Origin of the sequence: Pseudarthrobacter sp. NS4 (assembly GCF_024758005.1) — a bacterium.
GTDB lineage: Bacteria > Actinomycetota > Actinomycetes > Actinomycetales > Micrococcaceae > Arthrobacter.
In genome coordinates this window covers 2,425,345-2,440,820 of sequence record NZ_CP103288.1, presented here as the reverse complement: position 1 = coordinate 2,440,820, position 15,476 = coordinate 2,425,345, and the positions used below count along the sequence as shown (strand labels likewise).

10 protein-coding genes are annotated in these 15,476 nt (G+C 60.8%); 4 read left to right on the top strand and 6 right to left on the bottom strand.

Translation table 11 applies throughout. The features are described from left to right. The first annotated feature begins 14 nt into the window (after positions 1-14). Positions 15-989 (top strand): class 1b ribonucleoside-diphosphate reductase subunit beta, encoded by a 975-nt coding sequence (gene nrdF, locus NXY83_RS11510; protein WP_258802376.1) that lies wholly within the window; start codon positions 15-17, stop codon positions 987-989. 158 nt (positions 990-1,147) lie between these two features. Here nrdF and NXY83_RS11505 read toward each other — a convergent pair whose 3' ends face one another. The 5 genes from NXY83_RS11505 to NXY83_RS11485 form a co-directional block, all read right to left on the bottom strand. Continuing rightward, positions 1,148-3,517, bottom strand: coding sequence for a P-loop ATPase, Sll1717 family (locus NXY83_RS11505; protein ID WP_258802375.1), 2,370 nt, complete (start codon positions 3,515-3,517; stop codon positions 1,148-1,150). A 170-nt stretch (positions 3,518-3,687) separates the two neighbouring features. Beyond that, positions 3,688-6,861 (bottom strand): type I restriction endonuclease subunit R, encoded by a 3,174-nt coding sequence (locus tag NXY83_RS11500; protein ID WP_258806176.1) that lies wholly within the window; start codon positions 6,859-6,861, stop codon positions 3,688-3,690. A 102-nt stretch (positions 6,862-6,963) separates the two neighbouring features. After that, positions 6,964-8,094, bottom strand: coding sequence for a restriction endonuclease subunit S (locus NXY83_RS11495; RefSeq protein ID WP_258802374.1), 1,131 nt, complete (start codon positions 8,092-8,094; stop codon positions 6,964-6,966). Then, on the bottom strand, positions 8,091-9,719 hold the full coding sequence (locus NXY83_RS11490; RefSeq protein ID WP_258802373.1) for a type I restriction-modification system subunit M: 1,629 nt from the start codon (positions 9,717-9,719) through the stop codon (positions 8,091-8,093). Before NXY83_RS11490 ends, NXY83_RS11495 begins: the two co-directional genes overlap by 4 nt. After that, positions 9,719-11,782, bottom strand: coding sequence for a hypothetical protein (locus NXY83_RS11485; protein WP_258802372.1), 2,064 nt, complete (start codon positions 11,780-11,782; stop codon positions 9,719-9,721). Before NXY83_RS11485 ends, NXY83_RS11490 begins: the two co-directional genes overlap by 1 nt. A 247-nt stretch (positions 11,783-12,029) precedes the next feature. Here NXY83_RS11485 and NXY83_RS11480 point away from each other — a divergent pair, with 247 nt between their 5' ends. The 3 genes from NXY83_RS11480 (at position 12,030) to NXY83_RS11470 (ending at position 14,602) form a co-directional block, all read left to right on the top strand. Next, positions 12,030-12,692 carry a hypothetical protein gene (locus tag NXY83_RS11480; RefSeq protein WP_258802371.1) on the top strand — a complete coding sequence of 221 codons (663 nt, stop codon included), beginning with the start codon at positions 12,030-12,032 and terminating at the stop codon, positions 12,690-12,692. 47 nt (positions 12,693-12,739) lie between these two features. After that, the gene (locus tag NXY83_RS11475) at positions 12,740-13,375 is read left to right on the top strand and encodes a DUF4352 domain-containing protein (RefSeq protein ID WP_258802370.1); all 636 of its coding nucleotides are present in this window, start codon (positions 12,740-12,742) and stop codon (positions 13,373-13,375) included. Between the two features lie 213 nt (positions 13,376-13,588). Then, on the top strand, positions 13,589-14,602 hold the full coding sequence (locus NXY83_RS11470) for an EcsC family protein (RefSeq protein ID WP_258802369.1): 1,014 nt from the start codon (positions 13,589-13,591) through the stop codon (positions 14,600-14,602). Between the two features lie 370 nt (positions 14,603-14,972). Here the strand turns inward: NXY83_RS11470 and NXY83_RS11465 are convergent, their stop codons facing one another. Beyond that, positions 14,973-15,407: a hypothetical protein gene (locus NXY83_RS11465; RefSeq protein WP_258802368.1), complete on the bottom strand. Its 435-nt coding sequence runs from the start codon at positions 15,405-15,407 to the stop codon at positions 14,973-14,975. Between the last annotated feature and the right edge of the window lie 69 nt (positions 15,408-15,476).

Below are 15,476 nucleotides of genomic sequence, written 5' to 3'. Positions count from 1 at the left end.
GCATAGGGGATGACATGACCGAGAAGGTCAAGCTGCTTAGCCACGTCGAGGCAATCAACTGGAACCGTATCCAGGACGATAAGGACGTGGACGTCTGGAACCGCCTGGTCAACAATTTCTGGCTGCCGGAGAAGGTGCCGCTGTCCAACGACGTTCAGTCGTGGAACACGTTGACGCCGGCTGAGCAGCAGCTCACCATGCGTGTGTTCACCGGTCTGACGCTGCTGGATACGATCCAGGGCACCGTCGGGGCAGTTTCCCTGATTCCGGATGCCCTGACTCCGCATGAAGAAGCCGTGTATACGAACATCGCCTTCATGGAGTCTGTGCACGCCAAGAGCTATTCCTCTATCTTCTCCACGCTGGCCTCCACCAAGGAGATCGACGAGGCGTTCCGCTGGTCCACGGAGAACGCGAACCTTCAGAAGAAGGCGCAGATCGTCATGGACTACTACCAGGGCGACGATCCTCTGAAGCGCAAGGTGGCCTCCACGCTTCTGGAGAGCTTCCTGTTCTACTCGGGCTTCTACCTGCCCATGTACTGGTCCTCGCGCGCCAAGCTGACCAACACTGCTGACCTGATTCGCCTGATCATCCGTGACGAAGCCGTGCACGGCTACTACATCGGCTACAAGTTCCAGAAGGGCCTCGAAGGCCTGTCCGAGGAGCGCGAGCAGGAGATCAAGGACTACACGTTCGAGCTGCTCTTCGAGCTGTATGAGAACGAGGTCCAGTACACGCACGATCTCTACGACTCCGTTGGCCTGGCCGAGGACGTAAAGAAGTTCCTGCACTACAACGCCAACAAGGCGCTGATGAACCTCGGCTACGAAGCCATGTTCCCGGCCTCGGTCACCGACGTAAATCCGGCCATCCTCTCGGCGCTGTCCCCGAACGCTGACGAGAACCACGACTTCTTCTCGGGGTCAGGTTCGAGTTACGTGATCGGCAAGGCCGTCAACACCGAGGATGAGGACTGGGACTTCTAGGTTTCTTGCCTCTCCGTCTTACTTGCGAATAACGCTCCCGGGACTGATGCAACTGATTGAAGCAGGAGCCCTGTTCTGCAATACAGTGCAGCACAGGGCTCCGGTTACCTTGGGCTTCATCCCGACCAGGCGACTAATGGCCTTCGGAGAATCAAAAACTAAATTCCTTCAGTAGCGTTCCGTTCCACAGCAAGGAAGTTGAAGAAGGCTGGATGAACAGCGACTCTCTGGGATTCAGTTGAGGGCTCCAAAATACTAGCCAGTTTCATACTTCTTTTTAGGTCGATTCCCGCTTCGGGATACGTGAATTCGCCTTGTCGCGTTTCAATCCCAAGGAACGACATGGATACAAGTTTTCTTAGTAGTGCGTCAACGCGGGAGTCGGCGACGCCAGCGTTAAGGATAGCTCGTTTTGCTTCACCTACGCTGAGAATGTGCCTGCAGCCGAGAAAACCGAAAAGAGCTTCTTCCATTTCTGGAATCGTTACTCCGTTCTCAACCAAAAGGGCTTCGTACGCGTATCGCGAATATGTCTCCTCCGCTGCCAGGAAATCATCTTCTTCAACCCTCTCATGGCGTCTGTCTATGGCTCTTCCCACAGCAGCATTGCAGAAGTAGACGATGTCTCGCGGACGAGGCAAGACAACCTTCCCGAGGTATTCCTTGACGCCGATGCCGCTGACCGTCCCGCAGAAATACTGAGTCCATAGCTCCTCGGAGTCGCCGCGACTATAACGGCTCGCCAAGAAACGTTCTTCAATCACCGAAAGTAACGTCTGCCTGTCTCTCCATACGACAGTTGAAATAGGGAGCTTGTCGGGTTCTCGCGCTTCGATTGCCAAGTAAGTGTATATATCACTGCGGAGGAAGATAGCTACAGTCAATTTGATCTTATCCCGCCAAGAATCGTGCCGAGCGAAGTCTTGAGCCAGTCGCCCCTCTGCGACCAGGAGCCCCAATATGAAGCGTGCCATCACATTGAAATCAGCACCCTTTTCCCATCCTTTGTCCAAATTATCGACAAACACAGCAACTCGCGTACGATCTTTGAGTACGGGCCCAAGATTATGACGCAGCTCGGCAAGAGCATTTGAATGAAATGCTTCGTTTATGTGGTCGCGGTTCGTTTCGAGTGTCGTCGTGTCCCCGAGAGTGAGGAGGAGGGCATCTAGAGCCTGATCAATGCGGACCGAGATGTCGGATCGTATGTTGAAGGGGGTGCCGTCTACATAATTAACAAACTCTGATTCCGCTTGGGTCCGAGGCACGCCTGATAGCCTGTCCTCGATACTCTTCAGGACCGCGCTGCTTATCTCCGTCTGCACGACAAACCGCCACAATGCGTCGAAGAAATATTCGTGTTGGACTCTTGGTAGTTTGCTTACCAGATGCATAATTGCTGAAAATTCGAACCCAGGCGGCTTGATTAGAACTGCAAGGTTGTTCTTGTTTTCCTTAACCGCGACAAAGGCCTGCAGGGCATTTGCTGTTTTGCCCGTCCCGCGGTGCCCGATAAATATCGCATTACGGGCGAGGACGACGTCTCCATATGCTGCGGTCTCGATGAAGTAATCTCCGAGGCTGTCGCTTTCATTTTCTGCTACATGTTCGCCAAAGCGGATTTGCTTTAGCCGGTTTGAAACGCCACTACGTGCATTCTTCCATGATATGCGTTCGAACTCTAGGCTGTTGAGCCATTTACGTGCGATACCGACGCACTCATCGCTTGAATCGTAAGTGTGAAGCCGATACTCGTAATCAAATGGAGCTAGGTAGTCATTCTCTGCGACCAATAGGATGGGTATCTCGAAGCCTGCCGCCAGACCCGCCACTAATGAGTGGCGCTTATTGTGGATTTCGGCTTTGTTCCGTTGCGCTCCGGAGAAGCTGATCAGCACGCCGGCGGAGCGAAGCAAAATCGGCGCATACCAGTTGATTGGGTTTAGGCTGGACTCTTTGGGGTCAGAAACAAGTACATTCAGCCCTTTTTGCTTTCTTTCATCAATGAAATTATCGAGCCGATTTGAAGCCTCGAATGGTTCGAAAGTAGTGCAGTACAAAATCGAACGACGAGGCAGTGATGTATCGGGAAGGCTGGGTTCAATAAGCGAGTCGTAAATCGGCACCAATGTTTCTAGCGGATCATCCCTTAGAAATTCGCTAACCAACTCATTACTGTTTCGGTAGGGGGTGAAGCCTAAGGGACCGAGGAGCGAAAATTCTTTCCACAATGGGAATGCTGCTTGTATGGAGCTGTCGATCGTCAGCCAGACCTGCTTGCCGCGACTGATGGCATAGCCCGTTTCGAAGAGGACATTCGGGTTCATGCTAGTGATGTCAAAAACACACATGTCCGCTTCGTCGATGGCATTGAGCACCTCGTCAATGACGACGGTGCCCCCTACACTTAGGGCCTCCCAGGTCGCAGTTTCTGCATACCCTTGTTCCATCAGCAGGCGGGCGGTAGTCCGCATGGACTCTGCCTGTGAGTGGGGCCGTTCTGGATATCCAAAGAAGATCGATTTCATCCGTTACTTGCTTTCACTTTGCTGGGAGGAACGAGCCTATGCGAATGCTTTGATGCGACTATATCTGGCGGCATCTTCGTGTCAGACGGTCTGCCTCTACCTAGGACCAGGCGCACTTTTGATCGCGACGAACGTGGGCATGAGCAACGTGAAATGTGGCAACACCTCATTTATGCGCTGCTCTCGGCAAAACGCGGCGCCATGGACTCCATCTGCTCCATGACAAGTTTGATGGCCTCGGGCTGCTTGTCCGGTGGGTATCCAAACCGGACCAGAAGTCGCTTGATCGAAGATCGCAGCTTGGCGCGAACGTCGTCACGTACAGTCCAGTCGGTCCGCACGTCACGTCGCATCACCGAAACCAGCTCGCGCGCAATGTCGGCCAGAACGCCTTCGCCCTGGACCTGCACGGCAGACTCGTTCTGCGCCACGGCATCGTAGAATGCGAGCTCGTCTGAAGTCAGTGGGGGAGTGAACTGCTCACCGCGCTTGCCTTCAGCAGCCACTTCACGCGCCAGCTCCACCAGCTCGGCAATCACCTCAGCCGACGTTAACTGCTGGTTCGTGTACTTCTTCATCAGCTCCGTGATCCGCTCCGAGAACGCCCGCTGCCGGATGACGTTGTTCCGAGTAGAGGAAGCGGACTCATCGGCAATGAGCTTCCGTAGTGCCTCGATGGCCAGTTGCGGGTTCCGCGCCTTCTGGGTCTTAGCAATGAACTCCGGCGTCAGGTCATCCAGGGACGGCTTCGGCATGCCGGCGGCGTCGTAGATGTCCAGCACCTCGCCGGACGACGTCGCCTGCGCAATCAGGTTCCCCAGCAGCCGCTGAATCTCCTCAGGCACCGGCTCACCGCTCGCCTGCCGGTCGGCGGCGTCGTACTTCGCCATCCAGACGCGGATCTCCTCGTACACCTGGATCTCGGGGCGCAGCTCAGCCAGCGTCTCGGATCCGGAGCACAGCGCCCATGCGCGGGACAGCTGGCTGGAGAACTTGCGGTACTTCGCTGCAACCGACTCTTCGCCGTCCGCCGGCTGGTTGCCCGGCGTGGCAGGATTCCGCAGATAACTGACCGCTCCGGTCACTGCGTTGACGAACGACTTCGGTCCGCCCTTCATCAGCACGGCTTTCCAGTCGTACCCGGCCAGCAGCGAGCGGAGCGTCTCCACCAGGGAAACCGTCAGCCCAACGGCCTCGTCGATGTTCTTGCCCACCGGCTTGTTCGCCCGGTCCGACTGCGTGTACTCGCCCAGCGCCTTCGCAAGGTTCTCTGCCAGCGGCGCGTACGCCACCAGCAGCCCGTCCTCCTTGCCGCGGAACGTGCGGTTCACCCGTGCCAGAGTCTGCATGAGCAGCGCGCCCTTGAGGGGTCGGTCCAGGTACAGGGTGTGCAGCGGGGGAGAGTCGTAGCCGGTGAGCATCATGTCCTTGACGATGACCAGTTCCAGCTCGTCGTCGACGTTCTTGAGGCGCTCCTTGACCTGGGCATTCAGCGAATCCCGGCGCACATGGTCGGACACCGGCGGCACATCGGTCGCATCGCCCGAGAACACCACCTTGATCCTGCCCTTCGACAGGTCGTCCGAATGCCAGTCCGGGCGCAGCTCCACAATCGCGGCGTACAGCTTCGCGCAGATCTCCCGCGTCCCGCCCACGATCATCGCCTTGCCCGGCGCCTCGATGAACTTGCCCATCCGCTCGCGCCGGTTTTCCCAGTGCGCCACCAGGTCCTCGGCCAGCGCGGCGATGCGCTGCGGCGCACCATAGACGGCGTTGACGACGGCGACGCTCGCCTCGATGCGCGCACGTTCCGTATCGTCCAGGCCGAGGGTCAGTTCGTCGGCGGATTTGTCCAGGTCCTCTTCCGTGACACCTTCGGAAAGTTCCACCTTGATCAGCCGCGGCTCGAAGTACACGGGCACAGTCGCGCCGTCTTCCACAGCCCGAGACAGGTCGTAGATGTCGATGTAGTCGCCGAAGACGTCCTGGGTGTTCCGGTCATCGAAAGAGATCGGAGTTCCGGTGAATGCGATCAACGTGGCATGGGGGAGTGCGTCGCGCAGGTGGCGGGCGTAGCCGTCCAGGTCGTCATAGTGCGAGCGGTGCGCCTCGTCCACCACCACGATGATGTTGCGCCGGTCGGACAGCAGCGGGTGGTCGGCGCCGGCGTCCTTCTCGGACTTGCTCCGGCCGAATTTCTGCAGGGTGGTGAAGTAGATGCCGCCTGTTGTCCGGTTGCTTAACTCATCGCGCAGTTCGGAGCGCTTCCTGATCTGCTTGGGCGATTCGGCGAGGAGCAGGCTGCGGTCGAAGCCTTCATACAGCTGGCCGTCGAGCTCGTTCCGGTCGGTGATGACCACGACGGTGGGGTTCTTCAGCTTGGGTGCACGCGCCACCATGTTGGCATACAGTTCCATTTCCATGGACTTGCCGGAGCCTTGGGTGTGCCAGACGACGCCGGCCTTGCCGTTGCTTTCCACGGCCTGGATGGTGCTGGCGACCGCCTTTGTCACGGCGTAGTACTGGTGCGGCTTGGCAATGCGTTTTGCCAAACCGCCGGGGCCCTGGTCGAAGGCGGTGAAGTTGCGGGTGAGCTGCAGGAAGCGTTCCTGGTTGTAGAGGCCATCAAGCGCAGTGTCGAGTGCGGTGACGGCATCGCCGTCGAGCATGTAGCCCTGGGGGACGGGGACGCCGTCGTCGTCTACATTCCACGGTGAGAAGTGGTTGAAAGGGGTGAATGGCGTACCGTACTTGGCCTGGATCCCGTCGCTGGCGAGGGTGAAGACGCAGAAGCGGAACGCCATGGGGAATTCGCGGAGGTAGGTCTGGAGCTGGGCGTGGGCGCCGGGGAGGTCGGCGTGGGCGCTGCCGGCCTTCTTGAGTTCGATGATGCTGACGGGCATGCCGTTGCAGTAGAGCACGACGTCGAAGCGCCGTTTGTAGTCGCCCTGCACCAGGGTGACCTGGTTGACGGCGAGCCAGTCGTTCTGGTCCGGTGCCTGGCTGACCAGCCGGATGGTCGGGTTGGCTTCGTTGCCGTCGGAGTCGATGTAGGTCAGCCGGTAGCCGTCGACGAGGCAGTTGTGGATGCGGTGGTTCTCGGCCATCGCGTCGTTCGACTTGGGCGATGCGATTTCCGCCAGTGCCTGCTGGAGGTACTGGGCGGGAACGGCGGGATTGAGGCGCTGGAGGGCGGCGAGCAGGCGGGGCCGGATCAGAAGCTCGGACCACGAATCGCGTTCCCCGGAGCCGGGCGCAATCGACTGGCCCTCCAAGGGCTTCCAGTCCAGCTCGCCGAGCCGCTCCTTCGCGGCGCCCTCCCAGTCGGCTTCCGAAAAGGCCACTGCTGGTGCTGTCACGGTGATTCCCCCAAAATCGATTTGTTGTTCAGCTTACTCAGGCACCCGGGGACTATCCCCGGGTGCCCTCAAAATCGCGTTCCGCGTCTACACCTCGGCGTCCTCTAGGACCCTGTCCGCATCCTTGACCCGGAGCTTGCCGGAAATCATCTCAGGGAGGAGTGTGTCACGCGTCGCTGCGAGGGTGCGGTTCTCGTCAGTCAGGGACTTAAGTAGCTTGAAGTGGGCCGTGCTGATCTCTCCGAAGCGTGCAAGCGCTTCCGGATCTGGCTTCGAAACGGCATATCCGGCTAGGTTGAGCGCTGAGACGCGCTGCCGTCCTGACGTGCCGACCATGTGGCGAATCGCATAGGTTCTGAACCGTTCGCTAGTGGCAAGAAAGTAGGACAGTTGCTTCGGGATGCCGGGGCGGGAACGCATGACGATGAATTCCGTAGAGCCGATGGCTGCTTCACCATCCGGCAGAAAATCCACGAACCCGGTCTTCCTGTTCTCCAAACAGGGCGTGATCCTGGCCATCAAGGTGTCGTCATTCATAAACCTTGCCCCACCCTTGGCAGGGCGACGCTCCCACCCGCTGATACTCATTCCGGCTGTGGGCAGTTTTTGCATGTCGACGTAGACCGGCTCTGCTTCCTTCGGGGCAGCTACTTTTGGATTCAGCTCAATGAGCTCATCTAGAGAAACGATCTGGCTATCATCTTGAGGTTCGCAATTAACCCCCAACTGCTCGAACTGTGCATCGAGTAAGCCCGTCAAACTGGCAGCGAGTTTGATGTTGGCGGCGATCTTGTCGTCGAGGGCGCCTAGAACTTCTGCGATGGCCTGCCTCGCGTCCATTTCCGGAGGATCAAACGCGATGGCGCCGAGGACACTTTGATTCAAGAGGGGCTGGCCCGACCCGGAACTTCTTCCGTTGAGATCTAACGTCTGCAGAGCGTAGTACCAGTAGCGAACGTCCTTCGAATCCTTGGACGAACAAACAATGGCGTTATCAGTGACCCATGCGTCGGTTTCTGAGTAGAAAAGACTTCCGCAGTAGGATCCGACGCGACCAATGACGACCAGCGGGCCCGACGCATTAGTGGAGTCTGATCTACCTATCTCCCCATTTGAGCCAAAGACTGCATAGGCCCCCTCGCCAGTCCGGTCAGGAGATGTTTTGCCGTTCCTGAACTCTAAGAATTGATTCAGGGTGCTTGCTCGTCCGGTTGTCACGACACCCTCCCCAACTGCTCGCGCACGAGGGCCGCCAACCTCTCGGACTCGTCGAACTGTTCCAGCAATTCCTTGGATAGCCGCGCGATCTTCTCCTCGATCGGCTCGCCGTCGTCCTCGACATCCGCCGCTCCGACATAACGCCCAGGCGTCAACGCATAATCCGCAGCCTTGACCTCCGCAAGGCTTGCCGAGTAGCAGAAGCCCGCCTCGTCGTCGTACGTCAGTCCTGCCTCCACTGCAGAAGCGGTGCCCCGCCAGGCGTGGTACGTGTTGGCGATCTTGGCGATGTCTTCGTCGGACAGGCCGCGCTCGGCGCGATCCACCATGTACCCGAGGTTTCGGGCGTCGATAAAGAGCACCTGCCCGGTCCGGTCCACCGAGCCACGGGGTCCCGCGGTCTTGTCCTTCGCGAAGAACCAGGTGCACACCGGGATGCCGGTGCTGCGGAACAGCTGCGTGGGCAACGCCACCATGCAGGAGACGAGGTCGGCCTCCACCAGTTGGGCGCGGATCTCGCCCTCGCCGCCGGAGTTGGAGGACATGGAGCCGTTGGCCATCACCACGCCGGCGCTGCCGCCCGGCGCCAGCTTCGAAATGATGTGCTGGATCCAGGCGTAGTTGGCGTTGCCGGCCGGCGGGACGCCGTACTTCCAGCGCGGATCGGACTCGGAGCGGGCCCAGTCCTTGATGTTGAACGGCGGGTTGGCCATGATGAAGTCCGCGCCGTTGTTCCCGGTCAGTTCCGGGTGCTGGTCGCGCGCGAACGTGTCGCCCCAACGCGAGGCCAGGTTGGCGTTCAGGCCGTGGATGGCCAGGTTCATCTTGGCCATTCGCCAGGTGCGCTCGTTCAGCTCCTGACCGTACACGGAGATGTCCGAGCCCTCTAAATGGTGCGCGGCCAGGAACTTCTCCGCCTGCACGAACATGCCGCCCGAGCCGCAGCACGGGTCGTAGACCCGTCCGCGGTGCGGTTCCAGCACCTCCACCAGAACGCGGACCACGCCGGCCGGAGTATAGAACTCGCCGCCGCGCTTGCCCTCGGCCTTGGCGAACTTCTCCAGGAAGTACTCGTACACCTCGCCGAGCAGGTCGCGGGCCTTGCTGGCGCCCTGCCCGGTGAAGCGTGCTGAGTTGAACAGGTCCAGCAGCTCGCCCAGGCGGCGCTGGTCTACGTTGTCCCGGTTGTAGATCTTGGGGAGCGTCGCGGCCAGGCTCTTGTTGTCGGCCATGATGAGCTCCATCGCCTCATCGATCAGCAGCCCGATGGACTTCGGCGCCGCGCCGTCCACCGCATCCAGGCCCTTGGCGTTCTCCGCAAGGTAGGTCCAGCGCGCCCGGGGCGATACCCAGAAGACGCCGCGGCCTGTGTACTCGTCCACGTCGTCGATCAGTTGGGCGATCTGCTCCTCGTTGAGCCCGTCGGCCTCCAGCTCCGCTTGGATCTGCCCGCGCCGCTCCTCGAACGCGTCCGACACGTACTTCAGGAACACCAGCCCCAGGATCACATCCTTGTACTGCGAGGCATCCATCGAACCGCGGAGCTTGTCCGCCGCCTTCCAGAGGGTGTCCTTGAGTTCCTTCATGGTGGACGGGGCAAGGTCCACCTTCACTTTCGGGGGCATTATGCTGTTCCTTCTTCTGGTGCGGCGATGGAAATGGGGTCTGTCAGGGTAAGGCTTCCGCCCGCTACGCCGTCCGTAATCAGGGTAGCGAGTTCTTCCAGTTGTTTGACGCGTTCACGGGCTTGGGCCTGCTCGTGTTGCAGGGTTTGCAGGGCCTTCGCCAGTGGCTGGCGCTGGACTTCCGGTGTGCGGCGAAGGTGCCATTTGCGCCAGGTTTTGTCCGCTGGGTTGAGGCCGTTGATGTCAGCGGCGACGACGTCGGACATCAAGCCGCCCGGGTCACCGGCGTCAATCCTCAGGATCCGGGCAGGAAAGACGACGACGGCGCCGCCCTCCGCGTCCACCATGGCGGCGGGCCGCGGGCTGGTACAGAAGACGACGTCACCCGGTTCGGTGAGGCGCCCTGCCGGGTACTTCGCGGCGAAGTCCAGGAGGGTGATGAACCGCTGTGGTGCGGTGTGCGGGTCCATCAGTTCCTCGCGGCCCAGGATCTTGGTTCCGGTCTTGCCGTTGAGGTCAGCTTCTTCAACGCGGATGCCTTTGAGGTACTTGAGGTTTCCGGAGTTGATGAGCTCCTGGACCGTAGCAGGAGGGAACGGGGCGTTGGAATCGCTGGGCAGAACGGCCGGCAGTGCTGACGGCTCGGCCGCCGGGGAGGACAGGGCGCGGACGAGTTCATCAATCCGAAGCGCTCCTTCGGCGCCGGCTGCCGCCGTCGTACTTCTTCCGGGAGGGACGCTGACGAGTGCGCCGGTGCCGGCGAGCAGGATGCGGGTCTGGACCAGCCGGGCGAACCTGAAGGAGTGGGCGCGGATGGTGGCACGGTCACCCATGGAGGCGGCGACATCGCTGATCAGGTCCTGGCTCACGTCGAGGGTGAGCGGCGTGGTGCTCAGGTCCGCCACCATGGTCCACCGTTCGGCGATGGGCACGTCCGCAAGGGACGGGCCCAGTACCCACAGTGCCTGCGGTTCCCGCGGTTTGGCGCGAAGCATCCCGGGCCGAAGCCGGACGATGGCACGCACGCGGCCGGACCGCAGGAGATCCGAGCGGAGGTTGCCCGGTTCTCCGGCCAGGGCGTCACAGAGCACCCGGGCAGGAGCGACGACCACCGCCCGCTGGGAGTCATCCATCTGCAGCACGATGTTCTCAATGCCGGACAGAACGCCGGTGGTGCCTAGGGCGGGAGCGCCCGGAGCGGGGTACTGCGCGACGTGTATAGCCGGGCCGTTGACGGCAAAGGCACCCTTGGCGTCGACCTTCACCGGTCCGCTCTCCGTGCCATGCACCGCGAGGCGCCGGCGCGCCAACCGTGAGGCGCCGCCGTCGTGGTCCGCTGCCAGGAAGGTGACCGGCGCTGATTCGCCGAACCGCTGCACGATGCTGAGCATCACGTCACTTCCACCGGGAGTGGAATCGACGAACAGGGCCTTGCCGTCCAGGGTGGAGGCGAGTTCGATGGCTGCGGCAGCGACGAGTTTAAGTGCGGCGTCCGTCAGCGCGGTGTCTGCGTGCTCGCGCAGGCCTTCCTTGAATCGGTGGCCCAGCAGCTTCTCGAACGCTGCCGACGCACTGAAAGCACTGTCCGCCAGTCTGTCAGCGAAGTTGGCCAGCCCTGGAAGCGCGGAACCGAGGGCTTCCAGCTCGGAATAAAGGAAAACGTCGTCCGGGTCCGCCTCGTCGGCAGCATCAAGAAGCTCCGCGCCGCTGCTTCGGCTGAGAGCTTTTCCAGTAATGACCTTCAGGGCTAGGAGCGAGGTGAGGCCGTCGAAGGTATGGCGGCTGTCCCGGGGTGCTTCGCTTGCCCCCGCCATGAGCTTGGCGTAAACCGCGACGTCGTTGTGCGCCTCGGGGTTGTTGCCCCGGCCGGTTGCCCGGAGCCAGGCGGTGACCTCATCGGCGTCGAACACTTCGACTCCCTGAAGCGTCGCCGCGGCTGCTGGGAAAGGCAGCGGGCCTGTGCTGCTGCGCTTGCGCCACATGGAGACGACCGGGCGCTGGACCTGGGCAAGCGAGGCGACGTCGGAGAGCGTCATGCGCAAAGTCCCGCCTGATGTTTCCATGCCCGCCCCCTTCGGTGGTGATCGTCGTCCCATCAGCCTAGCGACGGGGTGCGACAATCCTCCTCTTGTGCTGATAACCCGTGTTATCAGGCATGTTCGCCGCGGCGGAGGCCAGCGGATCGTAGGTTCGTTCTGCAGCCAAGAAGGAAGGGATCTTCCGGAGCTGCGGCGGCGGCGGGGAACCGCGTATTGGGGGATCAGTATCCCGCCGCCGTTCTGCGGTTATCCACGAACAGAGGAAGAGAATATGTTGACCAATGACACCAGCCCGGCGCACGGGCCAGAAGGCGAGGTCTCTGCCGAAGCTGCCCACGGACAGCCCGGGAAGTCAGGAAAGTCCCGCCGCAGGAAGCCGATCCTTCTGGCGAGCGCCGCCGTCGTACTCTTCGCCGGCGGGATTGCCTTCGGTACTGCACTCCCGGATCCAAAGAATAGCGAAGCGTACACGTCCCTGGCCGATGAGAAGTCCACGGTCGAGATTGAGCGCGATGCCGCGCTCTCCAGCTACGCATCAATCAAGGGCAAGTACGACACCCTCGAGAACGGCATGGCGTCCCGCGAGTCCAAGGTCGCGGCTAAGGAAGCCGAGGTCGGCAAGGCCGACGCTGCGGTCAAAACTGCAGAGGCCGCGGTGAAGGCCCGCGAAGAGGCAGTCACCGGAGCCGAGAAGACGAAGGCCGCCAACACGGTCGGGGACGGCACCTGGACGGTTGGAAGCGACATCGAGCCCGGCACCTATAGGGCCGCGGCGGCAGTCGGCTCCACCTGCTACTGGGGAATTTACCGAAGCGGCAGCAACGGCGGCGACATCATCGAAAACGACATCCCAGGCGGCGGCCGCCCCGTGGTCACGCTCTCAGCCGGCCAGGACTTCAACTCAACCCGCTGCGGCAAATGGGAAAAGCAGTAGCTATCTCTACCCCCGCATCATCCATCGCACCATTGAAAGGCTCCATCATGTCCCACCAGAACTTTGCCCCTGTGCCGCCCGCTCCCCAGGGCCCCATGCAGCGGCCGTTTTACAAGAAGAAGCGCTACGTCATCCCGGCCGCCGTGGTGCTTCTCGGCATCATGCTGGGGTCCTGCTCCGGCGGAGGCACCGACACTGCTGGCAGTGGCACCGTCCCCTCGACCCCAACCGAGGCAGCACAGCCGGCGGCGGCACCGGCGCTGTCCGCTCCCGCACCTGCTCCTGCGGCGCCTGCCGCCCCGATGGTAGGGACGCCGTTCACTGTGGAGATGCGCAACGGCGACGTTGCCCGGATCACCATCGTCTCCGCAGTCAGGACGGACACCGTCAGTACGACGGCGTTTGCCACTCCGCCCAAGAACGGCACCTACCTGCTCCTGGACGTGCTGTGGGAAACCGAGAAGGGCACGACCAGCTCCAACCCGCTCTATTTCTCCGCCAAAGATGCTGAGGGGCGCAAGGCCGACCTGAGCATGTTTGCAGACAACCAGCTGGGCTCAGGGGAAGTCTTGCCCGGGGATAAGTCGCGAGGCTTCATCGCGTTCGATATCGCTCCTGGCGCCGCGACGGTGATGATCTCCGATCCGCTGCTGCAGGAAGCTGCGCGCATTCAGATCCCTTAATGGGTCATGACCAGACTGGGGTGGAAGGAGACCTTTCGGTTTACGCCCAAGCGACAAATCTCCTTCCACCCGTACGGCGAGATTTGCTCGCCGCACTCCCACAGCTGACAACTTTCAATAATGCGCAGTGATGACACAGAGCGCCCTTACCCATGTGTCTCAGCTTGTAGGGCAACATGGATCGAGCAATCACAGTCGAAATGGAGAATCTCAGTGACCACATACACAGACCCGCTCGTCGATGGCGCAACGCCGATGAGTGCCTACGAGGGGCAAGTGTGGGACAAGCTCAACGAGCACTGGCAACGGCGTAACAACCGCCGTGGCCTGCCGAACTGGGCGAGCAGTGCGCTCGAGCGCACCGGCGAGGTAACAGGAAAGGCCGTGGACAGGGTCACGGCGGCTGTGCCAGAGGCGGTCAAGGAACCGGTTCGCCGTGCTGGCGACGCTGTTTCCACCGCGGCCGTGCGGCCAGCGCTCGCAGGTGCGGCATCGCTTCTGGAGCTGGTCAACGACTGGGCGATGGAGCTCAACGACCCGAAAAGCGTTGAGAAGCTCGCCCGCAAGCGAGGTCTGGACCTCAACAGTTTCACCGAACTGCGGCAGCATGACCTTAAGGTTTGCGATCGACTGCTGAAATTCAATACCCTCACGTGGCGGACGTTTGGCGCGCTGGAGGGTGGGGCCATGGGTGTGCTGGCTCTGACTCCCGTGGCCGGTATTCCTGTCGCGATGACAGCCGACATTCTCGTCATCCAAGTCCTGTCCACATCGATTGCATCGCGCGTCGCATATTCCTACGGCTACGACGCTAAAGACCCCGATGAACAAATTTTTATCCAACGCCTGGTACGCCGGTCATTCATGGCGCAAGCAGCGAAGGTCGAGCCGCTGCGTGACGTCGCACGTGCAGCCGAAGCGATCAACGGCCGCGTTAGGTGGTCGGACAAACTCCGCGCCGACCACCGTCTGCTGGCCGGCCTTGAGAAGTTGATGCAGCACCTTGGTCCGGCCGGCTCCAGGGTTCCGGTTCAGAGCGTCGCAAAGGTGGTGCCGTTCGTGGGCATCCTCATTGGTGCCGGTATGAACTCAGCGGTCCTCGGCAATGTGGCCGCCGACGCGCAGCGGTACTGCCAAACCCGATTCCTGTGCGAGAAGTATGGGTTGCCGCTGCCGGCCGCGCTCGCAAGCGATGCAGATAACGAGCCGTTGGCCGAGGCCCGTTAGGCAAGGGCAGCTGTGTCGGGCTCAGGTCCCCTGCTGCTGAAGATTTCGCGAGTCCTTATGCAATAGGCTGCGATCCGATTTGCATGTGTAACGGAAGTGGTCGCAGTTTAAGTGACAGGAGCAGATCAGTAAGCCTGGACAAGGTGTTGTAATCAGCACCTTGTCCAGGATGCCGACAGAGACGGTCGCTTCGAAGTACGACCGAGAACAGTGTTTATTGATTTGGTAACGCCGTAAATAGATTAATAGAAGCAACAAAGGCCTTCGGAACGTTCCGGGGGTCTTTTGTAATTCCCGACCTACGTTTTATCGCCCGTCTATCATCCAACTGCCCTCGCACCACGAACGTTCAGTTCAGGGCGGGAGCAGCCTAGGGTGTGGCGATGACGATATTCTTGTGGATGGGCTTCCACCCGTCGCCTATGAGCTTGTCGACGTCAAAGCCGTCGGACACCAATACGGTCTCAACGACTCCGGTCCCGCTCACATGAATTACTTCCCGGTCATCCCTCAGATCGGAACAACCGGCAATCCAGGAGGCCTGCCTGTCCCTCGGTAGGACGGCCACGCATGCCCGCCGGCCATCGGTGCTTTTCGCACCGAAATATCTGACCTCATTGTGCTCGACGAGGAACCTCACACTGCTGGCAGGAATCTCGTCATCCGGCCAGATGGTGACGTCGGCAGGCAGTTGGTCTTCTGCTCCAGCTGGAGCTTCCAGCGCGCTGATCTTCGGCGTTGAAGTGCAGCCGGGCAGCAGGAGTGCCGCGGCGAATGTTGCGGCAAGGATGCGGGTGTTCTTCATCAGCGCTGCCCCCTCAGGCTCTCTGTCCACTGAGCCTACATGCAGGTCAACTGCACCCAGGGCCTGGCT